A 26,999-nucleotide genomic window follows, 5' to 3' on the forward strand; every position below is an offset into this window, starting at 1 on the left:
GGTGCGCCGCGGACCTCCCCGTGGGCGGAGACTAAGACCCGGGATCGGGCTCGGGCTCGGGCTCGTGTTTGGCGCGGCTCGGTTGTACGCGCTTGGGCTCGCCCGGCATCTTCGGGTACTCGGGCGGGTACGGCAGGTCGCCGAGTCCGCGGTCCCGCTCGTCCCGGTCGGCCAGTTCGAGCAGCTCCTCAAGGCCGTACACGTGCTCCTCCATGTCCGCGTGTACGTCACCGAGTTCGGCGTAGCGGGTCGGCATGGTGCCGAGGTCGAAGTCCTGGGGCTCGACCTGGTCGACCTCGTCCCAGCTCAGCGGGGCGGAGACCGGGGCGCGGGGGTGGGCGCGTACGGAGTAGGCGGAGGCCATGGTGCGGTCACGGGCGGCCTGGTTGTAGTCGACCAGGATGCGCGTGCCGCGCTCCTCCTTCCACCAGGACGTGGTGACCTCGTCCGGCATCCGGCGCTCCAGCTCACGGCCGCAGGCGATCAGGGCCCGGCGCACCTCGACGAACGTCCAGCGCGGCTCGATCGGTACGAACACATGCAGGCCGCGGCCGCCGGAGGTCTTGGGCCAGCCGCGCAGGCCGCCGAACTCGTCCAGCACCGCGCGAAGTTCGTGGGCGGCGCGGACGACGTCGGGGAACGCGGTGCCGGGCTGCGGGTCCAGGTCGATCCGGAGTTCGTCCGGGTGGTCGGGGGCCCCGCTCCGTACCGGCCAGGGGTGGAAGGTCAGGGTGCCGAACTGCGCGGCCCAGATGACGGCGGCGACCTCGGTGGGACAGATCTCGTCGGCGGTGCGGCCGCTGGGGAAGGAGATCGTGCCGGTGGGAATCCAGTCGGGGAGGTGCTTGGGGGCACGCTTCTGGTAGAAGGACTCCCCCTCCACCCCGTCCGGGTAGCGCTCCAGGGTGGTGGGCCGGTCGCGCAGGGCGCGCAGGATGCCGTCGCCGACGGACAGGAAGTACCGCGCCAGGTCCAGCTTGGTGAACCCGCGCTCCGGGAAGAAAACCTTGTCCGGGCTGGACAGCCGGACCGTGCGGCCTCCCGCTTCGAGTTCCACCGCTTTGCCCGCCATGCGAGCCACGGTAGGCGGGACACCACGCTGCCGCATATCGGGTGCGTGTATCGGGTGCGCATATCGGGCGCGTGGTGGCGTGACGCCCCAGAATCGATCCATGGATCTTCCGGTGATGCCGCCCGTCAAGCCGATGCTCGCCAAGTCCGTGGCGAAGATCCCGCCCGGTATGCAGTACGAGGGCAAGTGGGACGGCTTCCGGGTGATCGTGTTTCGGGACGGCGCCGAGATCGAGCTGGGCAGTCGCACCGGAAAGCCGCTGACCCGCTACTTTCCCGAGCTGGTCGGGGCGCTGCGGGAGCGGCTGCCGCGGCGGTGTGTGCTGGACGGAGAGCTGGTGATCGCGCGGGAGGGGCGGCTCGACTTCGACGCGCTGACCGAGCGCATCCATCCCGCTGACTCCCGGGTGAAGGTGCTGGCGGAGCGGACCCCGGCGTCGTTGGTGGCCTTTGATCTGCTGGCTCTCGATGACGACGCGCTGCTTGATGTGCCGCTCAGGGAGCGTCGTGACCTGCTGGTGGCGGCGCTGGCCGAGGTGTCGGCGCCGGTGCATGTCGCGCCCGCCACGACGGACCCGGAGCTCGCGGGGAAGTGGTTCACCGAGTACGAGGGCGCGGGCCTGGACGGGGTGATCGCCAAGCCGCTGGATCTGCGGTACCGGCCCGGCGAACGGCTGATGTTCAAGATCAAGCATGAGCGGACGGCGGATGTGGTGGTGGCGGGGTACCGGTTCCACAAGAGCGGCCCTGTGGTGGGCTCGCTGCTCCTTGGGCTGTACGACGCCGAGGGCGTGCTTCAGCATGTCGGGGTCTGCGCGGCGTTCGCGATGAAGCGCCGCGAGGAGCTGGTCGCGGAGCTGGAGCCGCTGCGGATGGAGTCGGCCGCCGGGCATCCGTGGGCGGCCTGGGGTGAGGAGTCGGCGCACGCATCGGCGCGGCTGCCGGGGGCGCCAAGCAGATGGTCGGGCAAGAAGGACCTGTCGTGGGTGCCTTTGCGACCGGAGCGGGTGGCGGAAGTGGCGTACGACCACCTGGAGAACGGCGCGCGGTTCCGGCACACCGCGCAGTTCCGCCGCTGGCGCCCGGACCGGACTCCCGCCAGCTGTACGTACGCGCAGCTGGAGGAGCCGGTCAGCTATGACCTGAGCCAGGTGCTGGCATGACCCCAAGCCAGGTACTGGCATGTCCTGAGCGAAGTCCTGGCGTGCCCTGAGCCAGGTACCGGCATGCCCGGAGCCGGGTATACCGGCCAGCCCGACGTAATCGCGCCAATGGGTACGCGCGTGCCTTCCGGGTAACGGCGGGCGCCCCTATGCTCCTGCGCCGACACGAGGTTACCGTCGGTAAGGGGTCGGGCATGGGGCGAGCGGGCAGCACACGACGCACATTCGTGGCAGGGGCGGGAGCGACGGCGGGGGCGGTGGCGGCGGGCTCGGTGGCCGCACTGGGCAAGGCCCAGACCGCCACGGCGGCACCCGGCGCCGAAGCACGCCACGCGGCGGACAGCGTGGCCGTACTCGGCGGCGGCGTGGCCGGACTGACCGCCGCGCACGAACTCGCCGAACGGGGCTTCGCCGTGACCGTCTACGAGCGCCGGGCGCTCGGCGGCAAGGCCCGCTCCATGGGCGTACCGGACAGCGCGAAAGGCGGGCGCAGACCGCTGCCCGCCGAGCACGGCTTCCGGTTCATTCCGGGGATCTACCACAACCTCCCGGACACGATGCGCCGTACGCCGTTTCCCGGGAACGCCAACGGCGTGTGGGACAACCTGGTCGCGCCGAAGGAGATGATGATGGCGCGCACCGGGTACGAGGATCTCCGCATCCCGCTCCCCTGGCCAGGCCACCAGCCCGCCCAGCTCACCCTCGACGACATCCGGCGTGCCCTGCGTGGCCTGCTGGACGCGGCGAAGGGGCTGCCCGCGCACGAGGTCGCGTACTTCGTGAACCGTGCGGTCGTCTTTCTCACCAGCTGCGACGAGCGGCGTGACCGGCAGTGGGAGGCCACGCCCTGGTGGGACTTCGTCCGGGCGGAGCGGATGTCGCACACGTACCAGCGGCTGCTGGCCGTCGGCGTGACGCGGAACATCGTCGCGACCAAGGCCGAGGAGGCCAGCACCCGTACGGTGGGCACGCTCGGCGAGGCGTTCGTCTTCAACGCGCTGGGCCGGGGCGCGGACGGACCGCCGGACCGGATTCTGAACGCGCCGACGAACGAGGCGTGGATCGATCCCTGGGTCACGCATCTCAGGTCCCTGGGCGTGGAGTTCAAGGTCGGGTGGAGCGTGCGCGAGCTGAGGTATGGCGACGGGCGGATCACCTCGGTCAGCATCGAGGACCCGGACGGCGTACGCCGGAACGTCACGGCCGACCACTACGTACAGGCCATGCCGGTGGAGCACGCGCGGCCGACCTGGAGCGCCGAACTGAAGGCGGCCGACCCGCAGTTGGCGCGGTGCGACAAGCTGGAGACGGACTGGATGACCGGCATCCAGTTCTACCTGACCGAGCGCACCCCGATCCTGCACGGGCACCTCAACTGCGTCGACTCCCCCTGGTCGCTGACCGCGATCGCGCAGGCGACGCACTGGCCCGGTCGCGACTTCCCCGCCGACTACGGCGACGGCACCGTGCGGGACTGTCTCTCGGTGGACATCTCCGAGTGGGACAAGCCCGGGATGCTGTACGGCAAGACGGCCAAGAAGTGCACCCGGGAGGAGGTCGCCCGCGAGGTGTGGGCGCAGCTCAAGGCCGCGCTGAACGACACCGGGAAGAACGTGCTGCGGGACAGCGTGCTGCACTCGTGGTTCCTCGACCCCGGCGTGGACGGCATCGGCACCCCGAACCCGACCAACGAGGACGAGCTGCTGATCCACCCAGTCGGCACCCTCCACCACCGCCCGACGGCGAAGACGAAGATCCCCAACCTCTTCCTCTCCGGGGACTACGTGGCCGTGGACATCGACCTCGCGACCATGGAGGGCGCCAACGCCTCGGCCCGTGAGGCGGTCAACGCCCTGCTGGACCAGGTGGGTTCGAGCGCGCCCCGGTGCGCGGTGATCCCGCTGTTCAGGGCGCCGGAGCTGGAGTCCTTCAAGCGGCACGACCGGCTGCGCTTCCGGCTTGGCCTGCGTAACCTGTTCGATCTGGGGTGAGCCGTTCCCCAGGGTTCCGTAGGGTGCCGCGTATGCCCTTCGAGCTGCTGCCCGGCACGCCGGACTCCCCCGTACTGCTGCATGTGCCGCATGCCGCGCGGACCATCCCGGAGCCGGTGCGCCGCGGCATCCTGCTGGACGACGCGGCGCTGGAGGACGAGCTGGACCAGCTCACCGACGCCCACACCGACATCCTCGCGGAGCGTGCCGCCGCGGCGGCACGCGTCACTCCGTGGCGGCTGGTGAACCGGCTCTCCCGGCTGGTGGTCGACCCGGAGCGGTTTCCCGACGAGCGCGAGGAGATGCGGGCCGTCGGGATGGGCGCGGTGTATACGCACACCTCGCACCGTGCGCGGTTGCGGCCACCTGACGCCGACCCGCGGCCCCTGCTGGACGCCTACTTCACGCCATACGCCCAGGCGGTCACCGACGCGGTCGATGCCCGGCTGGCGGCGACCGGGCGGGCCGTACTGATCGACGTCCACTCGTATCCGAGCAAGGCGTTGCCGTACGAGCTGCATGGCGCGGGGGCGCGGCCGCCGGTCTGTCTGGGCACCGATGCCTTCCACACGTCCGACGAGCTGCTCGCCCATGCGCGGCGGGCGTTCGCGGAGTGTGGGGGCACGGCGGTGAACAGCCCGTTCGCGGGGACCTACGTCCCGCTGCGGCACTACGGCCGTGATGCCCGGGTCAGCGCGCTGATGATCGAGATCCGCCGGGACGGATACATGGCCGAGCCCGGTGGGGCCCCGGGCCCCGGTATCGAGCCGCTGGCCGAAGCCCTGACGCGGCTGGTTGACGCACTGTCCTGACCTGGGGTGTTACGGGCTACGGACGCCGGATGACGGCATGGCACCGCCCGGCCGGATACGGGAAGTCCGCGTCCGGCCGGGCGGTTACCTCAGACGGCCAGGGTCCCTCAAGCGGCGAGGCTCACACCCCCGCGAGGCGACGCGGCGAGGGCCGCAGATAGACCGCCCAAGTCACCGCGAAGCACAGCACGTAGGCGAGGCAGAAGATCAGGTACGCGGTGTTGGCGTTGCCCGTGCTGAGGAAGGACTGCCGGAAGGCGATGTTGACCAGGACGCCGCCGAAGGCTCCGACGCATCCGGCGATCCCGATCAGCGCCGAGGCCCCCCGCCGCGAGCGCTTCTCCGCCTCGTTCTCGTCGATGCCGCCGCCGACGGAGATCTTGGCCTTGGCGCGGAAGATGGCCGGGATCATCTTGTAGACCGAGCCGTTGCCGATGCCGGTGAGCACGAACAGCGAGACGAAGCCCGCGATGTACAGCGGCAGCGACTTCTGCAGTGAGGCGACGAGCACCACCAGGGCGCCGCCGGCCATCCCGGCGAAGTTCCACAGGGTCACCTTGGCGCCGCCGTAACGGTCGGCCAGCCATCCGCCCACCGGGCGGATCAGCGAGCCGAGCAGCGGCCCGATGAAGGTGAGGTAGGCGGCCTTGAGCGGGGTGTCGAACTGGTCGCTGAACTGGATCTGGAGCACCATGCCGAAGGCGAAGCTGAAGCCGATGAACGAGCCGAAGGTGCCGATGTACAGGCCGGAGATGATCCAGGTGTGCGGCTCTTTGCAGATGTCGCGCATCGCCCGCTTGTCGTTGCGCATCGCGGTGAGGTTGTCCATCTTGAACGCGGCGCCGAGTGCGGCCAGGACGATCAGCGGGATGTAGATGAGCGGGAGCAACCGCGGGTTGGCCGCACCCGCCGTGGCCAGCACCAACAGGCCGAGCAACTGGACGGCGGGCACGCCGAGGTTGCCGCCGCCCGCGTTGATGCCGAGTGCCCAGCCCTTGAGCCGCTGCGGGTAGAAGGCGTTGATGTTCGCCATCGAGGAGGCGAAGTTACCGCCACCGACACCGGCGACACAGGCCACCAGCAGCAATGTGCTGTAGCTGACGCCTGGTTCGAGGACGATCGCGGCCAGGATCGTGGGGACGAGGAGCAGTCCCGCGCTGAAGACGGTCCAGTTCCGGCCGCCGAACGTGGCGATCGCGAAGGTGTACGGCAGCCGCAGCGCCGCCCCGACCGCCGCCGGGACGGCGGCGAGGGTGAACTTCCCGGCCGGGTCGATGCCGTACTCCGGTCCGAGGAAGAGGAGCATCACCGACCACAGGCTCCAGACCGAGAAGCCGATGTGCTCGGAGATAACCGAGAAGACCAGGTTGCGGCGGGCGATCTTGGCGCCGGCCTCTTCCCAGAAGGCGTTGTCTTCCGGCCGCCAGTCTTCGATGTCGCGGGTGCGTACGGGAGGTTGCGGCTTGGGGTCGACCACGGTGGTCATAGGGGACCTGCCAGGGTGTCGGAGGAGCGGTTGCTGTGGTGTTCACCCTGGCGGCGGGAGGTTTCCCCCCGCCGACCGTGGTGGCTCCGTGGTGCTACGTCTCGCGCACACCCGCCGCGGCGGGCTGTGAGGTTTCGGCCACGGGCATGCTGAGCGGACTGGCGGAGTCACAGGCGGACTCGCTGGCGCGTACGGGCCAGACCCGCAGGGCCGGGATCTGCTCGTCGAGGCAGGTGCCGGTACGCAGGTCGAAGGCCTGCTTGTACATGGGTGACATCACCACCGGGACATCGCCGCGGCTGCCGAGGATGCCGCGTGACATCACATACGCGCCGCTGAACGGGTCGTGGTTGTCGATGGCGTAAAGCTGCCCTGCCCGGTCGCGGTAGACGGCGATCTGATCGCCGCCGACCAGGACCGCGACGCCGCGGCCCGGGACCAGGTCGGCCCAGGCGCAGACGGGCTGCCACTCGGCTCCATCGTGGATCTCCACGGTCGCCGGGTTCGCTGTGCTCATCGGGTACGCACCTCCAGTGCGGGTCCGGCGACCAGCTCGCCGGGCCTGGCCGGGCGGATCTGGTCGCGCTCGGGGGCGAAGCGCACGGTCGGGTCGGGGGTGCCGGGCGCGTTGGCGAAGGAGACGAAGCGGCGCACCCGGTCCGGGTCCGCCAGGGTCGCGGCCCACTCGTCCTCGTACGTCTCGATGTGACGGCCCATCAGTTCGTCCAGGTCCTCGCAGATGCCGAGCGAGTCGTCCATGACGACCTCGCGCAGGTGGTCCAGGCCGCCCTCAAGGCGCTCCAGCCAGGGGGCGGTGCGCTCCAGGCGGTCGGCGGTGCGGATGTAGAACATCAGGAAGCGGTCGATGGTACGGATCAGGGTCTCGCGGTCCAGGTCGGCGGCGAGCAGGTCCGCGTGCCGGGGTGTCATGCCGCCGTTGCCGCCGACGTAGAGGTTCCAGCCGGTGGAGGTGGCGATGATGCCGAAGTCCTTGCTCTGGGCCTCGGCGCATTCGCGGGCGCAGCCGGAGACCGCGGACTTGAGCTTGTGCGGGGCGCGCAACCCCCGGTAGCGCAGCTCCAGTTCGATGGCCAGGCCCACCGAGTCCTGGACGCCGTAGCGGCACCAGGTCTCGCCGACGCAGGACTTCACGGTGCGCAGGGCCTTGCCGTAGGCGTGTCCTGATTCGAATCCGGCTTCGACCAGGCGCTTCCAGATCGGGGGGAGCTGGTCGACGCGGGCGCCGAAGAGGTCGATGCGCTGGCCGCCGGTGATCTTGGTGTAGAGGCCGAAGTCGCGGGCGATCTCACCGATGACGATCAGCCCTTCGGGGGTGATCTCGCCGCCGGGGACACGGGGGACGACGGAGTAGGAGCCGTTGCGCTGGAGGTTGGCGAGGAAGTGGTCGTTGGTGTCCTGGAGTGCCGCCTGCTCGCCCGCCAGGATGTGTCCGCCGCCGAGGCTCGCGAGGATCGAGCCGACGGTGGGCTTGCAGATGTCGCAGCCTTCGCCGGTGCCGTGTTCGGCGAGCACCCGGGAGAAATCGGTGATGCCCTTGACCTGGATGATCTCGTAGAGCTCGGCGCGGGTGTGCGGGAAGTGCTCGCACAGGGCGGTGGAGACCTCGACGCCGCTGGCGGCCAGCTCGTCGGTGACGATGGTGGACATCAGCTTGACGCAACTGCCGCAGCCGGTACCGGCCTTGGTGCACTTCTTGACCTCGGGGACGCTGGCGCAGCCGTTCTCGTGCACGGCCGCCTTGATGGCGCCCTTGCTGACGTTGTGGCAGGAGCAGACCACGGCCTCGTCGGGCAGCGCGATCGGTCCGGCGGGGGCGCCGGACCCGGCGGGCAGCACCAGTTGCTCGGGGGGCGCGGGCAGTGGGGTGCCGCTGGCGGCGAGCGGGCGCAGCACCGCGTAGGACTCGGTGTCGCCGACCAGGACGCCGCCGAGCAGGGCGCCGTCGGCGCCGATGACCAGCTTCTTGTAGACGCCCGCGCGGCTGTTGGCGTACACCACGTCCAGGGCACCTTCGGCGGCGCCGTGCGCGTCGCCGAAGCTGGCCACGTCCACGCCGAGCAGCTTGAGCTTGGTGGAGGTGTCGGCGCCCGTGAACGAACCTTCGCCGTCCGCCAGTTCACGGGCGGCGGCCTCGGCCATCGCGTAGCCGGGGGCGACCAGGCCGTACACCCGTCCGTCGACGGTCTGCGCGCACTCGCCGATGGCCCACACATGCGGGTCCTCGGTACGGCACTGCTCGTTGACGACGATGCCGCCGCGCTCGCCGACGGGCAGTCCGCAGTCGCGGGCGAGCTGGTCGCGGGGGCGCACTCCCGCGGAGAAGATGACCAGGTCGGCCTCGATCTCGCTGCCGTCGGAGAGTGCCATGGAGCGGACCCGGCCGTCGTCGCCGGTGTCGATGCGCTGGGTTCCGGCGCCGGTGTGCACCCGTACGCCCATGTCCTCGATCTTGCGACGCAGCACGTCGCCGCCGCCATCGTCGACCTGAAGGGCCATCAGGCGCGGGGCGAACTCCACCACATGGGTCTCCAGGCCGAGCGCGATGAGCGCTCCCGCCGCCTCCAGGCCGAGCAGACCGCCGCCGACCACCGCGCCGACCCGGGCACCCTTGGCGTCCGCGCGGATGCCCTCCAGGTCCTCGATGGTGCGGTAGACATGGCAGCCGTCGGCGTCGTGTCCTGGCACCGGAGGGACGAAGGGGTACGAGCCGGTGGCGAGCACCAGCGCGTCATACGGCAGCCGCTCGCCCGACGCGGTGGTGACGATGCGGGCTCCGCGGTCCACCTTCGCGGCGGGCTCGGAGCAGCGCAGCTCGATGCCGTGCTCGTCCAGGAACTCCTGGGGGCACATGCTGAGTTCGTCGGCGGATGTCCCGTTGAACCAGGAGCTGAGCTGGACCCGGTCGTAGGCGGCCCTGGGCTCCTCGGCGAGTACGGTGACCCGCCAGGTGGCGGCGGCCGAAGGCTGCTCGAAGAGCGCCTCCAGGAAACGCTGGCCGACCATGCCGTGGCCGACCAGGACCAGCTCCTTGCGTGCCGGCTTCGGCGTCATGGGGCAACTCCTTGCGTGGTGAGCAGATACAGAGGATCAGCGGGCATCGGTTCGTCCCGCTGATAGGCCCGGGTGAGGGCGCCGACCGTGGTCAGGTCGCCCAGGAGGATGCCGCCGACGATCCGGTCGCCGCGCAGCACCAGCTTCTTGTAGGCGCCTCGGGTGGCGTCCTCGATGCGCAGGACGTCCAGGCCCGGGCCGTCGGCCCCGGCGTCGCCGAACGCGGCGTACTGCACCGGGCCCGCGGTCAGCCGGGACAGCGGCCGGGAGCCGGTGTACCGGGCCCCGGGGTCGGCTCCGGAGAGCCGGGCGGCGAGCACGTCGGCCTGTTCCCAGGCGGGTCCGGCGAGGCCGTGTACGGTCGAGCGGTGTTCGGCGCAGTCGCCGATCGCGTAGACGCCGGGGGCGCAGGCGAGGGTGTCGTCGACCTCGATGCCGCGGCGTACGGGCAGGCCCGCGGTGTGCGCCAGGCCGGTGCGCGGCCTTACTCCGCAGGCCAGCACCACCAGGTCGGTTTCCAGCACATAGCCGCTGGCGAGTTCGACGCCGGTGACGCGGTCGGTGCCGCGCAGGGCGCGGGCGCGGTTGTCGGGGTAGGTCTCGACGCCGAGTGCGGCGAGCGCGGTACGCAGGGCGCCGCCCGCCTGGACGTCGAGGTGCCGCTCGATGAGCTGGGGGGCCTGGTGGACGATCTCCACCTTGATGCCGAGCGCGGCCAGCGCCCGGGCGGCGCTCACACCGAGCACTCCCCCGCCGATGACGACGGCGCGCTCGGCGCCACGGGCGTCCTCAGCGAGCCGGGCGCACTCCTCGACGGTGCGGAAGGAGTGCACGCCGGGCAGCAGCTCGCCGTCGGCGGCGCGCAGGCCGCGCAGCGGGGGCAGTACCGGGTTGGCGCCGGTGGCCAGGACCAGGTCGTCGTACGGTGCCGGTCCGTCGGTCGCCGTGGTCAGGGTACGGGCCGCGAGGTCGATGTCGGTTACCTCGGTGCCGGTGCGGATCTCCGCGGTCGCGGACTGGAGGGTGAGCGCCTCGGCGTCGTAGCGGCCGGTGAGGACGTCGGCGAGCAGGACCCTGTTGTACGGGGCGCGGGGCTCGGCGCCGTACAGGGTGACCTCGCCGCGGCCGCCGAGTGCGGCGTACCGCTCGGCGAAGCGGGCGGCGGCCATTCCGGCGCCGACGACGGCGATGCGGCGGGGCCCGGGGGTGGGGGTGGTGTGCTGCGTGGTGGTGGCTGGGGTGTGCTGCGTCGGGGTGGCTGGGGTGTGCTGCGTGGGGGTCACCGCGCGGCCTCCGCCCGCTCGACGCGGACCGCGCACACCTTGAACTCCGGCATCTTCGACGTCGGGTCCAGGGCGGGGTTGGTCAGCGTGTTGGCGCGTCCGGCGCCGCCCCAGTGGAACGGCATGAACACGGTGTCCTGCCTGATCGAGTCGGTCACCCGGGCCGGTGCCTCGGCCCGGCCACGGCGGCTGGTGACGGCGATGAGGTCGCCGTCGGCGGCGCCAAGCTGTTCGGCCAGGTGCGGGTGCAGTTCGACGAAGGGGCCTGGGGCGGCGCGGTTGAGTTCCGGGACGCGGCGGGTCTGGGCGCCGCTCTGGTACTGGGACACCACCCGGCCGGTGGTCAGGTACAGGGGGTAATCGGCGTCCGGCTCCTCGGCCGACGGGCGGTGCGTCACGGGGGCGAACCTGGCCCGTCCGTCGGGCGTGGCGAAGCGGTCCAGGAAGAGCCGGGGCGTACCGGCGTGCTGCTCGTCGGGGCAGGGCCAGAACACCCCGTCCTCGGCGGCCACGCGCGCGTAGCTGATGCCCGCGTAGTCGGCCTGGCCGCCCGCCGAGGCCCGGCGCAGCTCGTCGAAGACCTCTTCCGGGTCGTCCGGGAAACCTTTCTCCACGCCGAGCCGGGCGGCGAGCTCATGCAGGAGGTACAGGTCGCTGCGGACGCCTTCGGGGGCGTCGACGGCCTTGCGGCGCAGGATGACCCTGCCCTCCAGGTTGGTGGTGGTGCCGGTCTCCTCGGCCCACTGGGTGGACGGGAACACCACGTCGGCGAGCTCGGCGGACTCGGAGAGCACCACATCACTGACGGCGAGGAAGTCCAGGGCGCGCAGCCGCTCGGTGACCCGGCCGGCGCGTGGCGCGGACACCACCGGGTTGGAGCCCATCAGGAGCAGCGCCCGTACGCCGCCGTCCTGACCCAGGCCGTCCAGCAGCTCGTACGCGGACACGCCCGAGCGGGGCAGGTCGTCGGGATCGATGCCCCAGACGGAGGCGACGTGGGCGCGGTCGGCGGGGTCCTCGATGGAGCGGTAGCCGGGCAACTGGTCGGCCTTCTGGCCGTGCTCGCGACCGCCCTGTCCGTTGCCCTGGCCGGTCAGGCAGCCGTATCCGGAGTACGGCCGTCCGGCCTTGCCCGTCGCCAGGCACAGGTTGATCCAGGCGCCGACCGTGTCGGTGCCCTTGCTCTGCTGTTCGGGGCCGCGCGCGGTGAGCACCATGCCGGTCTCGGCCTCGGCGAAGAGCGAGACGGCGGCGGTCAGCCGCTCCACGGGAACGCCGGTGAGCTGCTCGACACGCTCCGGCCAGTGCGCCATCGCGGCGGCCCTGGCCTGCTCGAAGCCGCTGGTGCGCTTGGCGATGAACGCCTCGTCGCGGTGCCCGTCGGCGATCACCAGGTGGAGCATGCCGAGGGCGAGGGCGAGGTCGGTGCCGGGCACCGGCTGGAGGTGCAGGTCGGCGAGCTCGGCGGTACGGGTGCGGCGGGGATCGACGACGATCAGCTTGCCGCCGTTCTCCCGCAGCTCGCGGAAGTAGCGCAGCGCGGGCGGCATGGTCTCGGCCGGGTTGGAGCCGACGAGGATCACACAGCCGCTGTGCGGGATGTCCTCCAGCGGGAAGGGCAGGCCACGGTCGATACCGAAGGCCTTGCGGCCCGCGGCAGCCGCGGATGACATACAGAATCTTCCGTTGTAGTCGATGTTGATCGTACGCAGTGCGACCCGGGCGAACTTGCCGAGCAGATACGCCTTCTCGTTGGTCAGCCCGCCACCGCCGAAGATCCCCGCGGCGTCCCGGCCGTGGCTCCGCTGGGCGGCGCTCAGCCCGGCCACGGTCCGCTCAAGGGCCTCGTCCCAGGAGGCCGGGCGCAGCTCCCCACCGTCCCGTACCAGGGGCGTGGCCAGCCGCGCGGCGGGCGAGAGCACGGCCGCCGCGGACTGCCCCTTGCCACAGAGCGCCCCACGGTTGACCGGGAAGTCAGGCCGCTCCCGCACCTGGACCGGGGTGCCGGTGAGCCGCATCCCGCACTGCAGCGAGCAGTACGGGCAGTGGGTGTCGACGGTGCCCGCCGCCTGGCCCGGACCCGCCGTGTCGCTCGCTTGGATCGTTGTCATGCTGCCGATCGTCACGCGCGGCCGTTACGGCTCCGGGTCCGCTGTGTTGCGAGCGCGATATACGGTTCTCACGCTCGACCTCGGGGCCCGTGGGGGAGGCGACATCTCCCGTAACAAAGGACGACGGTTAGCTAACCCGCACGTCACATACGGGCAACGGCATGGCAACCGGGCTGCTTGAGCCTTCAACGCATGGAACCTCGCAAGCCCGAACAGCCACTGACCGGCTTCTCCATCGGCGTGACCGCGGCGCGTCGACGGGATGAACTGTCGAGTCTGCTGTCGCGGCGGGGCGCCAAGGTCATCGAGGCGCCCTCGCTGCGGATCATTCCGCTGGAGGACGACGCGGCGCTGCGCCGCGCCACCGAGCGGTGCCTGACCGGACCGCTGGACTACGTGGTGGCCACCACCGGCGTCGGCTGGCGCGGCTGGATGAGCGCGGCCGACGGCTGGGGGCACGGGGCCGACCTGTCGCGCGCGTGCCAGGGCGCGTCGGTGCTCTCGCGCGGGCCCAAGGCGACCGGCGCGGTACGGGCCAGTGGGCTCGACGAGGCGTACTCGCCGCGCTCGGAAGCCATCGACGAACTGCTCACCTGGATGCTCTCCCGCGATATCCGGGGCCGTCGCATCGCGGTGCAGGAGCACGGAGCGCCGCAGCCCGGCTTCACCAACGCGTTGCGCGAGCGCGGCGCCGAGGTGATCGAGGTACCGGTATACCGCTGGGCGCCGCCCGAGGACCCGGACGCGGTACGGCGGCTGGCCGAGCTGACCACCCGTGGCGAGGTGCACGCGCTGACGTTCACCAGTGCCCCGGCGATCACGGCGTTCCTGCAGTCAGCGGAGACGGCTGGGCTGTACGACGCGCTGCTCGCCCGGCTCCGCGGCGATGTGCTCTCGGTCTGTGTCGGGCCGGTGTGCGCCCGGCCGCTCCAGGAGCTCGGGGTCGAGCCGCTCTGGCCGGAGCGGGGGCGGCTGGGCGCGATGGTACGGACCCTCGCCGAGACCCTGCCGCGGCGGGCCCGCCAGGAGCTCTCGTACGGTGACCGGACGCTGGCCCTGCAGGGCAGCGCCCTGCTCATCGACGGCGACAGCATCTGGCTGTCCCCGGTCTCCGCCGCGCTGCTGCGCGCCCTGGCCGAGCGCCCCGGCTGGGTGCTCAGCCGGGCGGACCTGCTGCGCCGGGCCTGGTCCGGACAGCGCGCCGACGAACATGTCGTGGAGGCCGCCGTGGCGCGGCTGCGGGGGGCCCTGGGCGAGCACGCGAGCCTGGTCCGTACGGTGCCCAAGCGCGGCTACCGCCTCGACGTGGACGTTGCCAGCCGATGAGCCCGGCACCACAGGCGGTACGGGGAGCACGCGCGTCAGGGGGCGCGGCGCCGGGGTCTGGGTCTGGGTCGGCGTCGGCTTCGGGGGCCGCGCCGACCCTGGTCGCTGTCGCCCACGGCACCAGGGAGCCCGCCGGGGCCGCGGCGACGCTGGAGCTGCTGGAGCGCGTCCGCGCGCTACGGCCCGGGCTACGGGTCGAGGTGGGCTGGCTGGACCTGGTGGACCCGCCGCTCACCGAGACGCTGGCCGGACTGAGCGGCGAGGCGGTTCTCGTACCGCTGCTGCTCGGGACCGGGTACCACGTCCGCGTGGACATCCCCGAGGCCCTGGCCACGGCGCCGCATCTGCGCACCCGTACCGCCCGCGCGCTGGGCCCCGACCCGTTGCTCGCGGCCGCGCTCGGCGACCTCCTCACCGAGGCGGGCCGCCCGCCCGGCGACGGCCCGGTGGTCCTCGCGGCCGCCGGGTCCACCGACCCCCGGGCCAACGCCGACACCGTACGCATGGCCGAGCTGCTGGCCGCGCGCCTGGGCACGCCGGTGGTGCCCTCGTACCTGTGCGCGTCCGCACCGACGCCCACCGAGGCCGTCGCCGAGCTGCGCGCCCAGGGACACGAACAGGTCGCGCTCGCCACCTATCTGATCGCCCCAGGCTTCTTCACCCGGCGCGCGGCCACCGCGGGCGCCCGGCACACCTCGGCCCCACTCGCCCAGCACGACGCGCTCGCCCGGCTCGTCCTGGACCGGTATGACGAGGCCAGCCGCTGAGAGCGAAGGCTCCAGCGAAGCTCTGCCGGTGGCGGCGCTCAGCCGCTGCCTGGGAAGTGGACGAGGAACGCCTCGGCGGAGACGGGCATGCCTCGGCTGAACGGCGCGTCCATGTCCCAGATGAGCATGAGCAGGAACACGAAGAGCGCGCAGTAGAGCCCCGCGACGGTCAACTCCCGCCGGGTGTACCGGATCTGCAACGCGAAGATCATGCCGATCGAGACCAGGGCACCGGCGATCAGCCCGAACCAGACCACCGGTGGCATGGCGGGCTCCGCCGCGTCGCCCCGGACGGTGCGGGCCGCGTCGGCGCGGGCCACCTGGTCGAGCATCGGCGCGTACGCCTGGCCTTGCAGTTCGTTGCGTGGTTCGCTCTCGCGGACCACGGCGCGCAGCTCCGAGAGGAGTTGGTCGCCGCGCTCGGTCAGCTGACCGTCCTCGGCCATCCGCGGCCACTCCTCCCGCACCACGTACCGCACGTAGGTGTCGATGCTCTCGTCGATGGCCTCGCTGACCGGCTTCGGGAACACCTGAGCGCGTTCGGATACCTCGTGCAGCGCCTGGGCCTCGGTGCGAACCGTTTCCTCGGCCTCTCCGAGGGCCTCCCAGACGCCCGCGATGGCCAGGCCGAGGACGATGGCGTACACCACGCCGATCATCATCGTCATGTACTCGATGACGTCCGGGGTCTCCGACGGGTCGCTCGCCTCGCCTCGCCGTCGAACGATCCTGGTGATGACCACGACGAGCGCGCCGGTCGCGCCCATGGCCAGGATCAGCAGCAGCCAGTGCGGCATGGAGGGACTCCCACTTGGTCGGATCTACAGGTTTCAGGGCTACGGGTTTCAGCGTTACGGGTGTTGATGGCGCTCATCCGCGACCGCCACGGCCGCCGCCGCCCAGCCCGGAGCCTCGCGAGAGCGCGGCCGCGGCGAGTACGGCGGGCACCACCAAGAGCAGGGTGGTGGCGGGGAGCGGCCGCCCGCTCTGGTCCTGCGTCGCCTGCACGCCCCGGTAGGCGCGCGGGATGGACGGGGACGGCGACGGGGTCGTACGGGGCGACGGGGACGGCGAAGGCGGAGGCGCGGGGGGCGCCTTCACGGGCGGGGCAGGGGGCACCTCGACCACCGGCGACGGCGAAGGCGGGGGTGGGGGCGGGGGCGGTGGGGTCGGAGCCGGGGGTGGCGGCGGCGCGGCCTTCGACGGCGGTGGAGCCGGTGGCGGAGTGGGCGGCGGAGCAGGCGGCTCGGGACTCGGCGGCGTGGGCGTGGGCGTCGGCGGCTCAGGGGTTAGCGGGGGCGGGGTCGGCGTCGAGCTGCACGCGTGCCGTACCGCCTCGCCCACGCCCTGCTCACGCGCGGTGCGCGCCAACCCGTCAAGGTCCAGGTCGGTGTTGCTGTATCCACAGGCCTCAGCCCTCACCTGGGCCTGCGCGACGGGCGCGAGACCGGGCGCGCAGCAGACAGCCGCGCAGGCCACAGCGGCGACCCCCGCCCCAACGCGCCACCGGCGACGGCCGCCGCTCACCACGCCGCGGTGGCCAGCGTGGCCTGGGGCATGGCCGCGGGCATGGGGCTGTGGGAGAGGTCTTCGGCGTGGTAACGGACGCATTTGTGGTGCCAGTTGAGAATCCCCGCCAGCCAGTTCTCCAGTTCGTGGACGTATCCCCGCAGGGCCTCGCAGGCCTCGGGCGCCAAGTTGAGTTCCTCGCACAGCCGCGGCAGGTCGTTCGCGGCCAGATGCTGGAACTGGCTCAGGCGTGACCGCATCAGCCCATGGACCATCCGCAGGGCCGTCGGGTAGTCGCAGTCGAAGAAGTACTGGGTGACCAGAACGCCGTTGTGGATCTCGCCCTCGTACTCGATCTCCTTCTGGTACGAGAAGACGTCGTTCAGCAGGGCCGCGTAGTCCATGGCCGCGTGCTCCAACGCCTGTACCGGGCCGCTGTGGTAGACCTCCTCGGGGACCGTGTCGCCGAGCCCGATATGGCACAGGCCGATGGTGAGCCCGGCGCCGAACGTCAGACGGCGCATCTCGATGTAGTCCACCGGGTCGGGGACGCGGTTCTGCGTCTGGTTGGACAGTTCCCATAGCCAGCTCTCCGTCATCTCCTCGACGGAGGCACGGAAGGCGACGCGGGAGCGGTCGCTCATCGGACCCGCGGTGCGGGCCCACAGGTCGGCCAGACCTCGCTCCAGGGCGTTCACCGGAGCCGGTGGGGTGGCCAGGTCAAGGGGCATGAACAGCGAGAGCCGTTCGTTGCACAGCTTCGCGCCCACCAGGTCCCGGGTACGGCCGTAGACCACCGGGAAGTAGTCGTCCCCGTACGTGCCCCAGGCGAGCCAGTCCGACGCCAGGTCGAGAGCCTCCCGGGTCGCCTCCGGGTGCAGGCCGGCGGCGCACAGCGGCAGGTCGTATCCGGCGATCTTGCGCTCGTCCCATACGTGTGAGCCGGGGACACCGGGTTGCGGCTGGAGCAGTCCCATCGCGTGCGCCCACTCGATCGTATGGCGCCGCGACGCGTCCAGATGGGGGCTCAGGGTGAGCGGGTACGGCAGCGACATGTCGGGGAGCACGGACGGCCCGACGCGCTGGAACGGGACATGGCTGTAGCGGCGCAGGCGCTCGGCGCCGACGGTGACCATCAGCTCCCTGGGGCTCAGGGCGGGCGCCGCGATGCCCATCGGTCCCGGGACCCACGACGACCGCACACAGCCTTCGTTCATGTAGCGGCTGGAGCGCATGTGCCATTCGTGGCCGCCCGACTGCCAGTCCTGGAGTCCCTTCGTATACGCGAGTACCGCGGCGCACTCCTGCGGTGTCAGTGCCTTCTCGGCAAAGAGCGGGGCGAGTTCGGTGAGTGCCGTGTGCTCGAACTGCTGCATGCGGGACGTGATGAGGTCGTTGACCTTTTCGGCGGCCTCCTGGGTGGTGCAGCCGAGGAACGTCTCCAGGACGAGTACGCCGTTGCTGAGCTCTCCCTCCTCCTCGATCTCCCGCTGGTAGGAGAACAGGTCGTTGCGCAGATGGACGGCGTCGGAGAAGGTCTCCATCAGGACCCGCAGCGGCCTGGACTCGGCCACCACGGCGGGGACTTCGGCCTGTGCGGCGAACTCGACGATTCCCGCCGACCAGGGGGCGCCGCCGACCTTGCGGCGCATCTCGATGTATTCCATGGGGTTGGCGATGCGGCCGTCGTTGATATTGGACAGTTCCCACAACGATTCGTTGAGCAGGTTCACCGTGCTGGTGACGAACCGCGCACACCAGTCCGGGGACATCGCGGGCACCGTGCGGGACCACAGGTCCGCGAGGCCCTTCTCCACCGGGTTGGTGGGCTCCGGCATCGGTTGGGAGGGGTCCGTCGGCATGAAGTCGGCGAGCCGGTCCAGATAGAGCTTGCCGCCGTCCCGGTCGCCGGTCCGCTTGAACAAGTGCAGAAAGGCGTCGTCGAAGAAGAACACCCACACGTACCACTCGGTCACCAGGGTGAGCACGTCCGCGGAACAGTCCGGGTGTGTGTACGCGCACAGCAGGGCGTAGTCGTGGGCCTGGAGGTCGCTGGTGTCCCAGACGTCGGAACCCTCCAGCATCCCCATGTCGCGGGCCCACGCGTCGGAGCGCTCGCGCGCGTCCTCGACATGGGGGTTCAGCCGGGCGGGATACGTCATATAGAAGCTGGGCAGCACGAATGACTGCGGCATCGATCGCTCCTCGTGCGATGAGAGATGAGAGGGACGGCCGGGGCCCTCTTCCCCAAAGGGCCCCGGCCGTCCGTACGCGGGGTCCCAGGACGTGGGTCCCAGGACGTGGGTCCCAGGACGTGGGTCCCAGGACGTGGGCCTCACGTACGCGGGCTCCGTACGGCGTCTCAGTACGTACGTCGGGTCACGAACTCCACGAGTGACAGCAGGCCACCCGCGGCCTCCTGGTCGGGTACCGCATGCGAGAGGCGGTCTATCGCTCCGGCCATCCGGTCGGCCGCGTGCTGCGCCGCCCAGTCGCGCCCACCCGCCCGGTCGATGGCGACCGCGGCCCGCTCCTGATCGGCCTCGGTGAGCGGGCCCGCGTACAACTCGGCGAGCTCGGCGCCCTCGGCGGTACCCGAGGTGAGGGCGGCGACCACGGGGAGGGACTTCTTACGGGCCGCGAGGTCGGCGCCCACCGGCTTCCCGGTGTGCCGTGGGTCCCCCCAGATACCGATGATGTCGTCGATCAGCTGGAAGGCGAGCCCGGCCTCACGACCGAAGGCGTCCATCGCCGCCACCTCGTCGCGGTCCGCGCCCGCGTACAGCGCCCCGATCGCGCAGGCGCAGCCGAGTAGCGCCCCCGTCTTGGCCCCGGCCATGGCCAGACACTCGTCCAGCGCCACCTCCTCGCAGTCGCGCCGCTCCAGCGCACCGTCCACCTGCTGACCCTCGCAGACCTCCACCACGCAGGCGGCGAGCCGCGCGGCGGCGGGTGCGGCCGCCGGATGCGCGTCCTCCAGGAGTACGCGCAGGGCCAGCGCCTGGAGCGCGTCCCCGGCCAGCAGCGCGTCCGACTCGCCGAAGACGGTCCAGGCGGTGGGGCGGTGTCTGCGGGTGCGGTCTCGGTCGATGATGTCGTCGTGCAGCAGCGTGAAGTTGTGGACGAGCTCCACGGCCGCCGCCGCCCGTACGGCTCTGGCGGGTGCCCCGCGCAGGGCCCCGGCCGTGGCCAGGACCATCGCGGGGCGGACCGCCTTGCCGGACGCGCCGGACGCGGGTAAGCCGTCGGCGTCCTCCCAGCCGAAGTGATACCGCACCATTCGGCGCATCGCCGTGGGCAACGAGTCGACGGCCGCCCGGAGTTCGGGGTCGACTATGTGCCGGGTCTCCTCCAGCAGCGCGGCTGCTTCCAGCGCCGGGGCCTGCTCGGTGCGCTGGCTCATCGCCACCGGCTCACCTGGACGTTCTCCAGAACGCCGAGGGCGTCGGGCACCAGTACGGCGGCGGAGTAGTAGGCCGTCACCAGGTAGGAGGCGATGGCCTGTTCGCTGATGCCCATGAAGCGGGCCGACAGGCTGGGCTCGATCTCCTCGGGAATCCCGGCCTGGTGCAGCCCGATGACGCCCTGATCCTTCTCGCCGGTACGCATACAGATGATGGAGCTTGTACGGGCGTCGCTGACCGGGATCTTGTTGCACGGGAAGATCGGGACGCCGCGCCAGGTAGGGATGCGGTTGCCGTCCACGTCGATCGACTCCGGGACGAGCCCGCGCCTGTTGCACTCGCGGCCGAACGCGGCGATCGCCTTCGGGTGCGCGAGGAACAGCTTCGATCCGCGCCTGCGGCTGAGCAGTTCGTCCATGTCGTCCGGGCTGGGCACGCCGTCGTGCGGCTGGATGCGCTGCTCGTAGTCGCAGTTGTTGAGCAGCCCGAACTCGCGATTGTTGACCAGCTCGTGCTCCTGGCGCTCCTTGAGTGCCTCGACGGTGAGTCGCAACTGCTGCTCGGTCTGGTTCATCGGCTGGTTGTAGAGGTCCGCGACCCTGGTGTGGATACGCAGTACGGTCTGCGCGACGCTCAGTTCGTACTCGCGCGGGGCGGCGTCGTAGTCCACGAACGTGCCGGGGATCTCGGGTTCGCCGACATGACCGGCCGACAGGTCGATCTCCTTCTCGCCGTGCTGGTTGGTGCGTTGGTTCGGCACGGGCCGGTCCAGCTGGCTGCGCAGGGACTCGGAGCGCTCCGCGACCTGCTGTACGGCGTCGCGGGGCAGCAGCAGGACGGTGCAGGTGGTCTCGGCGCGTACCGTCTGCTCCCAGATGGCGTCCGCGTTGGTCAGGCACGCGTCGCCGAAGTACGACCCGTCGGCCAGGACGTCGAGCACCGCCTCGTCCTCGTACGCGCCCTCGCTGATCTGCTCGGCCCGGCCGTGCGCCAGCAGGAAGACCTGGTCCATCGGACTGCCGAAGGAGACCAGCAGCTCGCCGGGCGCGAACTCCCGCTGGACGCAGCGGTCGGCGAGCTCGGCGAGCACCTCCTCGTCCTCGTAACCGCGCAGCACCGGGAGCTCGCCGAGCTCGGCCGGGATGACCCGCACCTGGGAGCCCGTCTTCACGAAGGTGACCCGGCCGTCTCCGACGGTGTAGCTCAGCCGGCGGTTCACCCGGTAGGTGCCGCCCTGCACTTGGGTCCAGGGGAGCATCCGCAGCAGCCAGCGTGAGCTGATCTCCTGCATCTGCGGTTCGGACTTGGAAGTGGTGGCCAGATTTCGCGCGGCGGCTGTGCCGAGGCTCTTCTGCTCGACCTGCTCCATACGCGTCTCTTCGCCTACGGACATACGTGTCCCCTCGATCCTGATGGTGCCCTGCGGTGACCAGTGGTGACCTGCGCTGTCGTGCGCGAGATCAGACTTCCAACACGGAGGGTGCCCGTGGTAGTACCCAAAGGAGCGAGAATGGATCACTACGGAAACGGGCAGTAGAGGCTTTCCACGGCCACGCCGACCACTCGCCCAAGGACACCGAGGACACCCCCATGCACGAGGCCCTCAACCGCCCCTATGACCTCCTGGTCGTGGGGTCGGCCAACGCCGACCTGGTGATCGGTGTCGAGCGCCGTCCCGCCCCCGGCGAGACCGTGCTCGGCTCCGATCTGAGCGTCCATCCCGGCGGCAAGGGCGCCAATCAGGCGGTCGCCGCGGCCCGCCTCGGGGCCAGGACCGCCCTGCTGGCCCGGGTCGGCGACGACGACCACGGCCGGTTGCTGATCGAGGCACAGCGCGCGGCCGGTGTCGACACGGTCGGGGTGCTGGTGGGCGGGGCGCCCACCGGGGTCGCCCTGATCACGGTGGACCCGTCGGGTGACAACAGCATCGTGGTCTCACCGGGCGCCAACGCCCGGCTGTCCCCGCAGGACATCCGGGCCGCGACGAGCCTGTTCGGCCTCGCGCGGGTGGTCTCGGTGCAGTTGGAGGTCCCGCTGAGCACCGTCGCCGAGGTGGTACGGGTACTCCCCGCCGACACCCGGCTGGTGCTGAACCCCTCGCCTCCGGCGCCGCTGCCCGCCGAAGTGCTGGCGTCCTGCGACCCGTTGGTGGTCAACGAGCACGAGGCCCGGTTCATGCTGCGGGGTACGGATACGGCGGGCTCGGCGCCCGAGGACTGGGCGCGGTCGCTGCTGGCCCTCGGGCCGCGCTCGGTGGTGGTCACGCGGGGAGCGGCGGGCGCGCTGGTCGCCGAGTCCGGCGCGGACGCGTACGTATCGGTGCCAAGCCCCCGGGTCGACGCGGTGGATACGACCGGGGCGGGGGACGCCTTCACCGCCGCGCTGGCCTGGCGGCTCGGCCTGGGCGAAGACCTCCCCGTGGCCGCTGCCTTCGCGGTGCGGGTGGGCGCGTCGGCCGTGACGAAGAAGGGCGCCCAGGAGTCGTATCCGACCGCCGATGAGGTAGCGACGGGCTGACGGCGGATCTTCGTCCTATGATCCTGACCTGCGCGCACGCATGCCCGCACGCCTGCCTGCACGCACCAAGCTGGCTCCCCGGGGGGAGCGTCAGGACGAGAAGGAGCAGCTATGCCGGATCTCACCGCGGAAGCGGAGTCGGAGTTCGAGCGGGCCTGGGCCGATCCCCGCTTCACCCGGGCCGAGTTGACGCCCGTCGATATCAACAAGGTCCTGGCCGAGCGCTACACCACCGGTGAACCCCTGCGCCTCACGCGGGCGATGCTGTGGGACCTGGAGATACGGAAGGCGGCCAGCCCTGGCGCGTTCATCCCGTACGTCGTGAAGGCGGGGAGTGACGCGTCGTGGGCGCCCGGGCGCGCGGACGGTGTGCTCGGGGACGCGTTCGTACGGCAGTCGCTGCAGCGGCTGTGGAACGAGCCTGGTGACCACGGGCGCGTACTCGAGGAGGTGTGGCTGAACCACGAGCGGCAGGTGGTGACGTTCCTCGGGCGGGCGGAACTGCCGGACGCGGAGGGGAAGCCGCTGGCCACGGACCCGCGCCAGCCGCTCTTCCATGTCCAGCACGGGGTGGACGGCGCCGATGAGCGGCCGTTGAACACCTGGCGGATCGTGCTGCTCACGGACGCGCCCGACCCGCGCCTGAAGGAGCCCTTCGCCGCGCTGGACCGCGATCCGTGGCTCCCCGAGTTCGTGGAGCACTACATCCGCGATGTGCTGAACGTACGGCTCGACCGCAAGGGCTAGAGGCGCTCGATTCCGGCGGCGGCCCCGTCCCGCGCTGGGGGCCGCCATGCCCTTACCTCTCACCGCGCCCCGCAGTAACATGTCACACGCTATTGAGAGGAGACACTCACGCATGCGCAGCTCACTCGTCCTGCACGCCGTCGACTCGCACACGGAGGGCATGCCCACGCGCGTCATCACCGGCGGCATCGGCACCATCCCGGGCGCGACCATGAACGAGCGCCGCCTGTGGTTCCGCGAGAACCGCGACAGCGTCAAGCAGTTGCTGATGAACGAGCCGCGCGGGCACGCCGCGATGAGCGGCGCGATCCTGCAGCCGTCCACCCGGCCCGACTGCGACTACGGCGTCCTCTACATCGAGGTCTCGGGCTACCTGCCGATGTGCGGCCACGGCACGATCGGCGTCGCGACCGTCCTCGTCGAGACCGGCATGGTCGAGGTCGTCGAACCGGTCACCACGATCCGCCTGGACACTCCGGCGGGTCCGGTGACCGCCGAGGTCGCGGTAGAGGATGGCGCGGCGAAGTCCGTCACGCTGACCAACGTGCCGTCGTTCTCGGTCGCCCTGGACCGCAAGATCACCCTGCCCGACGGGCGCACGGTGACATACGACCTGGCCTTCGGCGGGAACTTCTACGCGATCCTGCCTCTCGACCAGTTCTCGCTGCCCTTCGACCGCGACCGCAAGGACGACATCCTCGCCGCTGGCCTGTCCCTGATGGACGCGATCAACGCCGAGGGCGAGCCGGTACACCCCGAGGACCCGTCCATCCGAGGCTGCCACCATGTGCACCTGTACGCGCCCGGCGCAACGGCCCGGCGTTCGCGGCACGCGATGGCGATCCACCCCGGCTGGTTCGACCGCTCTCCGTGCGGTACGGGGACCAGCGCGCGCATGGCGCAGTTGCACGCCCGCGGCGAACTCCCGCTGCACACGGAGTTCGTCAACGAGTCGTTTATCGGTACCCAGTTCACGGGGCGGCTGCTCGGCACCACCGAGGTCGCCGGTGTCCCGGCCGTACTGCCCAGCTTTACCGGTCGCGCCTGGATCACCGGGACCGCTCAGTACCTTCTCGACCCGTCCGACCCCTTCCCGGCCGGATTCGTCCTCTAGACAACTAGTCGCAGAGTGTGTGGAAGCCCTCCTCGATGCGGGTCAATCCCTCACGTACATGGGCCAGTTCCAGCGGGTCAGGCGCCGCGAGTGACGCCTCCTGCTGCTCCGGGGTGGCGCCGTAGAGCATGCTGGTCGCGGCCTTGAAGCGCAGGGCGCCCTCGTCGTCTCCGAGGTGGTGTCCGGCGAGTACGACGATGCCGTGCTGCTCGAACAACTGCCGGTGCAGCGATGGCGAGTCGGTGACGCCGCGCGGGGCGAGCCGGGCCCGGAGGGGTTCGAGGTCGGGGTAGACGTAGAAGGCACCGGTCGGCGGACGGCAGCGGGCCCCGGCGTCGACCACGATCCGGTGCACCGCGCGGGCCACCGCGCCGTGCAGCCGGGCGCTGTCGGCGAGGCGCCGGCGGATGTCGGGGGGCTCGGCGAAGGCGTACTCCGCGACCTCCTGCATCGGACCGGCCAGCGTGGACCACAGCTCGCTGGCGACCGACACGACCCCGGTGCGGATGTGGTCGCCCCACGGCCCGGCGGGGAAGCGCGCCGCGCCGATCCGCCAGCCGCCCAGGGCCAGGGACTTGGAGAGCCCGGTGGTCACGACCGTACGCGCGGGGGCGACTTCAGCGGGGCTCAGGAACGGCGTGGCCGGATCGTGCAGCACATCGCGGTAGATCTCGTCGGAGACGAGCAGCAGGTCCTCTTCCTCGGCGATGGCCGCCAGTTCACGTACGAGAGCGGGTGGGGCCAGTGTCCCGGTGGGGTTGTCGGGCAGCGTCAGGACGACGATGCGCGGGTCATGGCCCTGGGCGCGGGCGGTACGCAGCGTGTGGCGCAGTGCGGCCGGGTCGGGTACGCCGCCGCAAGCGTCGGGGATGGGCACGCCGAAGACGCGTTTGCCCGCCAGCCGGGCCTGCGGCGCGTAGGTGTTCCAACACGGCCGGGGCAGCAGCACATCGCCTGGCACGACGAGTTGGAGAGCCATCAGCAGCGGCTTGCTGCCGGGGGCGACGATCACCTGGTCGGGCTCGGTGGGCAGCCTGCGGCGTGCGAAGTATCCGGCGATCGCCGCCCGTACGGTGTCAGCGCCCTGGACCGGACCGTACGCGTTGCGCCGCGCGCCCGCGACGAGGCGTTCGACCAGCGGGCCGAAGGCGGGCAGCCGTGACTCCCCGAACCCGAGGTGGACGAGGGTGTCGCCCGCGGCCTGGCGCTGGGCGACGCGCTGGTTGAGGTCCAGGTTGGGCGAGGTCCGCCAGCGGGTCGGGGCGGCGCCGTGGGGGCCGGGCGTGGCCGTCATGGCGGGCCTGTTCACGGCTGGGGTCCGCGCACCGCCGCGACGATGTCCGCGGGCGTGTCCGGGGCGAGCCGGAGGTCGTCGAGCCAGGCGGCCGTGGTCGAGTAGTGGGCGCGGAAGGGCCGCCCGATGAGCTGGGGGTCGCGTGCCTGAAGCAGCCGCAGCTCGAAGAAGCGCCCCTGGGCGGTCTCGGTCACCCCGTCCACGACGACCTTGCCGGGTGTGGCCGACATGACCGGACCGCGTACCGTGCGGGCCAGTCCCGGCAGCGTCCGGTAGGCGGACCGGTAGATCGCCGACGCCTTGGCCAGCGGCACCTTGAAGTATTCGTAGGGACCGGTGTCGCGTTCCACGAACAGGTAGTACGGGACGGCTCCCGCGGCCAGTTCGGCCCGCCACAGCTCGCTCCAGGTGCGGGCGTCGTCGTTGACGTGCGCGACCAGGGGCGCCTGGCAGTAGACGAGTGCGCCGGTGCCGCGGATACGGGCCAGGGCGCGGCGGGCGACGTCGGTCCCCAGTTCGCGTGGATGGCTGAAGTGCGCCATCACCGCGATATTGCGGCCCGACGCCACGATCTGCTCGAAGAGCCGCAGTGTGTCGTCGGCGTCCGGGTCGCTGACGAAACGGTGCGGCCAGTAGGCGACGGACTTGGTACCGATCCGGATGGTCCGTACGGTCTCGATCTCCAGGAGCGGTTCCAGGTGGCGGCGCAGCCGCTCCGTGGTCATCACCATCGGGTCGCCGCCGGTCACCAGTACGTCGCTGACCTCGGGATGTTCACCAAGGTAGCCGATGAGCGGGTCGGGGGTGGGGCTGGCGAAGCGCAGGTCGGCGTCCCCGACGAACTGGGCCCAGCGGAAGCAGTAGGTGCAGTAGGAGTGGCAGGTCTGGCCCTGGCCGGGGAAGTACAGCACGGTCTCGCGGTACTTGTGCTGGAGTCCGGGTATCTCGGTGCCCTCGACGGTGGGGACGTTGAGCTGCTTCTGTCCTGAGGGGTGCGGATTGAGCCCGGCGCGGATGCGCCGTACCTCGGCGCGCAGTTCACGCTTGGCGGACGGGTCGTCCACTAATTTCGCGAGGCGGCCTATGTCGTCTTCCGGCAGCATTCCCCGCTGTGGGAACACCATCCGGAATATGGGGTCTTCCGGAATGGCCGCCCAGTCGACCAGTTGATCGAGAACGTATTCATTGACACGGAAAGGGAGCACTTCGGAGATCAGCCGAACCGTGTCCCGCATGTCACCTGACATGCCGTATCGCTGCGCTATCTCGTCGATATGGCGTGGACCATAGGCGCGAAATCGCGCTGCTTCCAGGGCTATCGGGGCCGCCGCG

The 26,999-nt window shown here is 71.2% G+C and carries 21 protein-coding genes; 8 read left to right on the forward strand and 13 right to left on the reverse strand.

The window, feature by feature from the left end; all coding sequences use genetic code 11:
* Positions 1-31: 31 nt before the first annotated feature.
* Positions 32-1,072, reverse strand: a complete 1,041-nt coding sequence (gene ligD, locus GCN81_RS04365; RefSeq protein ID WP_156722101.1) for a non-homologous end-joining DNA ligase — start codon at positions 1,070-1,072, stop codon at positions 32-34.
* 100 nt (positions 1,073-1,172) lie between these two features.
* Between ligD and GCN81_RS04370 the strand changes: the two genes are divergently transcribed.
* The 3 genes from GCN81_RS04370 (at position 1,173) to GCN81_RS04380 (ending at position 5,037) form a co-directional block, all read left to right on the forward strand.
* On the forward strand, positions 1,173-2,234 hold the full coding sequence (locus tag GCN81_RS04370) for an ATP-dependent DNA ligase (RefSeq protein ID WP_156722102.1): 1,062 nt from the start codon (positions 1,173-1,175) through the stop codon (positions 2,232-2,234).
* Between the two features lie 194 nt (positions 2,235-2,428).
* Entirely contained in the window at positions 2,429-4,225 is a 1,797-nt protein-coding gene (locus GCN81_RS04375) for a hydroxysqualene dehydroxylase (RefSeq protein WP_156722103.1), read from the forward strand.
* Positions 4,226-4,257: 32 nt separating this feature from the next.
* Positions 4,258-5,037, forward strand: a complete 780-nt coding sequence (locus tag GCN81_RS04380) for an N-formylglutamate amidohydrolase (RefSeq protein ID WP_156722104.1) — start codon at positions 4,258-4,260, stop codon at positions 5,035-5,037.
* Between the two features lie 121 nt (positions 5,038-5,158).
* On the opposite strand, the gene GCN81_RS04385 is transcribed toward GCN81_RS04380, so the two are convergent.
* The 5 genes from GCN81_RS04385 to GCN81_RS04405 form a co-directional block, all read right to left on the reverse strand.
* Positions 5,159-6,523 carry a nitrate/nitrite transporter gene (locus tag GCN81_RS04385; RefSeq protein ID WP_156722105.1) on the reverse strand — a complete coding sequence of 455 codons (1,365 nt, stop codon included), beginning with the start codon at positions 6,521-6,523 and terminating at the stop codon, positions 5,159-5,161.
* Between the two features lie 94 nt (positions 6,524-6,617).
* Positions 6,618-7,040 (reverse strand): nitrite reductase small subunit NirD, encoded by a 423-nt coding sequence (nirD, locus tag GCN81_RS04390; protein ID WP_156722106.1) that lies wholly within the window; start codon positions 7,038-7,040, stop codon positions 6,618-6,620.
* Entirely contained in the window at positions 7,037-9,595 is a 2,559-nt protein-coding gene (gene nirB / locus GCN81_RS04395; RefSeq protein WP_156722107.1) for a nitrite reductase large subunit NirB, read from the reverse strand. Before nirB ends, nirD begins: the two co-directional genes overlap by 4 nt.
* The gene (locus tag GCN81_RS04400) at positions 9,592-10,785 is read right to left on the reverse strand and encodes an NAD(P)/FAD-dependent oxidoreductase (protein ID WP_156722359.1); all 1,194 of its coding nucleotides are present in this window, start codon (positions 10,783-10,785) and stop codon (positions 9,592-9,594) included. Before GCN81_RS04400 ends, nirB begins: the two co-directional genes overlap by 4 nt.
* An 89-nt stretch (positions 10,786-10,874) precedes the next feature.
* Positions 10,875-12,989 (reverse strand): molybdopterin oxidoreductase family protein, encoded by a 2,115-nt coding sequence (locus GCN81_RS04405; RefSeq protein ID WP_156722108.1) that lies wholly within the window; start codon positions 12,987-12,989, stop codon positions 10,875-10,877.
* 192 nt (positions 12,990-13,181) lie between these two features.
* Here GCN81_RS04405 and GCN81_RS04410 point away from each other — a divergent pair, with 192 nt between their 5' ends.
* On the forward strand, positions 13,182-14,315 hold the full coding sequence (locus GCN81_RS04410) for a uroporphyrinogen-III synthase (protein WP_156722109.1): 1,134 nt from the start codon (positions 13,182-13,184) through the stop codon (positions 14,313-14,315).
* On the forward strand, positions 14,312-15,082 hold the full coding sequence (locus GCN81_RS04415) for a sirohydrochlorin chelatase (RefSeq protein WP_156722110.1): 771 nt from the start codon (positions 14,312-14,314) through the stop codon (positions 15,080-15,082). The genes GCN81_RS04410 and GCN81_RS04415 overlap by 4 nt, the downstream gene beginning before the upstream one ends.
* Positions 15,083-15,120: 38 nt before the next feature.
* Here GCN81_RS04415 and GCN81_RS04420 read toward each other — a convergent pair whose 3' ends face one another.
* The 5 genes from GCN81_RS04420 to GCN81_RS04440 all read right to left on the reverse strand — a co-directional run bounded on the left by GCN81_RS04420 (position 15,121) and on the right by GCN81_RS04440 (position 21,388).
* On the reverse strand, positions 15,121-15,879 hold the full coding sequence (locus GCN81_RS04420) for a bestrophin-like domain (protein ID WP_156722111.1): 759 nt from the start codon (positions 15,877-15,879) through the stop codon (positions 15,121-15,123).
* Between the two features lie 73 nt (positions 15,880-15,952).
* Positions 15,953-16,090 (reverse strand): hypothetical protein, encoded by a 138-nt coding sequence (locus tag GCN81_RS04425; RefSeq protein ID WP_156722112.1) that lies wholly within the window; start codon positions 16,088-16,090, stop codon positions 15,953-15,955.
* A gap of 515 nt (positions 16,091-16,605) precedes the next feature.
* Positions 16,606-18,786 (reverse strand): terpene synthase family protein, encoded by a 2,181-nt coding sequence (locus GCN81_RS04430; RefSeq protein WP_156722113.1) that lies wholly within the window; start codon positions 18,784-18,786, stop codon positions 16,606-16,608.
* A gap of 167 nt (positions 18,787-18,953) precedes the next feature.
* Complete coding sequence (locus tag GCN81_RS04435; RefSeq protein ID WP_156722114.1) at positions 18,954-19,994, reverse strand: family 2 encapsulin nanocompartment cargo protein polyprenyl transferase; 1,041 nt, start codon at positions 19,992-19,994, stop codon at positions 18,954-18,956.
* Positions 19,991-21,388, reverse strand: a complete 1,398-nt coding sequence (locus GCN81_RS04440; protein WP_156722115.1) for a family 2B encapsulin nanocompartment shell protein — start codon at positions 21,386-21,388, stop codon at positions 19,991-19,993. Before GCN81_RS04440 ends, GCN81_RS04435 begins: the two co-directional genes overlap by 4 nt.
* A 197-nt stretch (positions 21,389-21,585) precedes the next feature.
* Between GCN81_RS04440 and GCN81_RS04445 the strand changes: the two genes are divergently transcribed.
* From GCN81_RS04445 to GCN81_RS04455, 3 genes are all read left to right on the forward strand, one after another.
* Positions 21,586-22,512 carry a ribokinase gene (locus tag GCN81_RS04445; protein WP_156722116.1) on the forward strand — a complete coding sequence of 309 codons (927 nt, stop codon included), beginning with the start codon at positions 21,586-21,588 and terminating at the stop codon, positions 22,510-22,512.
* Positions 22,513-22,623: 111 nt separating this feature from the next.
* A complete protein-coding gene (locus GCN81_RS04450; RefSeq protein WP_156722117.1) occupies positions 22,624-23,259 on the forward strand; it encodes a hypothetical protein in 636 nt (211 codons plus the stop codon).
* 112 nt (positions 23,260-23,371) lie between these two features.
* Positions 23,372-24,373, forward strand: a complete 1,002-nt coding sequence (locus GCN81_RS04455) for a proline racemase family protein (RefSeq protein ID WP_156722118.1) — start codon at positions 23,372-23,374, stop codon at positions 24,371-24,373.
* A gap of 4 nt (positions 24,374-24,377) precedes the next feature.
* Here GCN81_RS04455 and GCN81_RS04460 read toward each other — a convergent pair whose 3' ends face one another.
* Together GCN81_RS04460 and GCN81_RS04465 are read right to left on the reverse strand one after the other, a co-directional pair.
* Positions 24,378-25,667 (reverse strand): pyridoxal phosphate-dependent aminotransferase, encoded by a 1,290-nt coding sequence (locus tag GCN81_RS04460; RefSeq protein ID WP_156722119.1) that lies wholly within the window; start codon positions 25,665-25,667, stop codon positions 24,378-24,380.
* 11 nt (positions 25,668-25,678) lie between these two features.
* A complete protein-coding gene (locus GCN81_RS04465) occupies positions 25,679-26,914 on the reverse strand; it encodes a KamA family radical SAM protein (RefSeq protein ID WP_231626366.1) in 1,236 nt (411 codons plus the stop codon).
* Positions 26,915-26,999: the final 85 nt, after the last annotated feature.

This window comes from Streptomyces apocyni (assembly GCF_009739465.1).
In the GTDB taxonomy this organism is placed as follows: Bacteria; Actinomycetota; Actinomycetes; order Streptomycetales; family Streptomycetaceae; genus Streptomyces; species Streptomyces apocyni.

Coding starts and splice junctions, on each gene's coding strand:
- ligD (WP_156722101.1), bottom strand. CDS start 1,072: ATGGCGGGCAAAGCGGTGGAACTCGAAGCGGGAGGCCGCACGGTCCGG.
- GCN81_RS04370 (WP_156722102.1), top strand. CDS start 1,173: ATGGATCTTCCGGTGATGCCGCCCGTCAAGCCGATGCTCGCCAAGTCC.
- GCN81_RS04375 (WP_156722103.1), top strand. CDS start 2,429: ATGGGGCGAGCGGGCAGCACACGACGCACATTCGTGGCAGGGGCGGGA.
- GCN81_RS04380 (WP_156722104.1), top strand. CDS start 4,258: ATGCCCTTCGAGCTGCTGCCCGGCACGCCGGACTCCCCCGTACTGCTG.
- GCN81_RS04385 (WP_156722105.1), bottom strand. CDS start 6,523: ATGACCACCGTGGTCGACCCCAAGCCGCAACCTCCCGTACGCACCCGC.
- nirD (WP_156722106.1), bottom strand. CDS start 7,040: ATGAGCACAGCGAACCCGGCGACCGTGGAGATCCACGATGGAGCCGAG.
- nirB (WP_156722107.1), bottom strand. CDS start 9,595: ATGACGCCGAAGCCGGCACGCAAGGAGCTGGTCCTGGTCGGCCACGGC.
- GCN81_RS04405 (WP_156722108.1), bottom strand. CDS start 12,989: ATGACAACGATCCAAGCGAGCGACACGGCGGGTCCGGGCCAGGCGGCG.
- GCN81_RS04410 (WP_156722109.1), top strand. CDS start 13,182: ATGGAACCTCGCAAGCCCGAACAGCCACTGACCGGCTTCTCCATCGGC.
- GCN81_RS04415 (WP_156722110.1), top strand. CDS start 14,312: ATGAGCCCGGCACCACAGGCGGTACGGGGAGCACGCGCGTCAGGGGGC.
- GCN81_RS04420 (WP_156722111.1), bottom strand. CDS start 15,879: ATGCCGCACTGGCTGCTGCTGATCCTGGCCATGGGCGCGACCGGCGCG.
- GCN81_RS04430 (WP_156722113.1), bottom strand. CDS start 18,786: ATGCCGCAGTCATTCGTGCTGCCCAGCTTCTATATGACGTATCCCGCC.
- GCN81_RS04435 (WP_156722114.1), bottom strand. CDS start 19,994: ATGAGCCAGCGCACCGAGCAGGCCCCGGCGCTGGAAGCAGCCGCGCTG.
- GCN81_RS04440 (WP_156722115.1), bottom strand. CDS start 21,388: ATGTCCGTAGGCGAAGAGACGCGTATGGAGCAGGTCGAGCAGAAGAGC.
- GCN81_RS04445 (WP_156722116.1), top strand. CDS start 21,586: ATGCACGAGGCCCTCAACCGCCCCTATGACCTCCTGGTCGTGGGGTCG.
- GCN81_RS04450 (WP_156722117.1), top strand. CDS start 22,624: ATGCCGGATCTCACCGCGGAAGCGGAGTCGGAGTTCGAGCGGGCCTGG.
- GCN81_RS04455 (WP_156722118.1), top strand. CDS start 23,372: ATGCGCAGCTCACTCGTCCTGCACGCCGTCGACTCGCACACGGAGGGC.
- GCN81_RS04460 (WP_156722119.1), bottom strand. CDS start 25,667: ATGACGGCCACGCCCGGCCCCCACGGCGCCGCCCCGACCCGCTGGCGG.
- GCN81_RS04465 (WP_231626366.1), bottom strand. CDS start 26,914: ATGTCAGGTGACATGCGGGACACGGTTCGGCTGATCTCCGAAGTGCTC.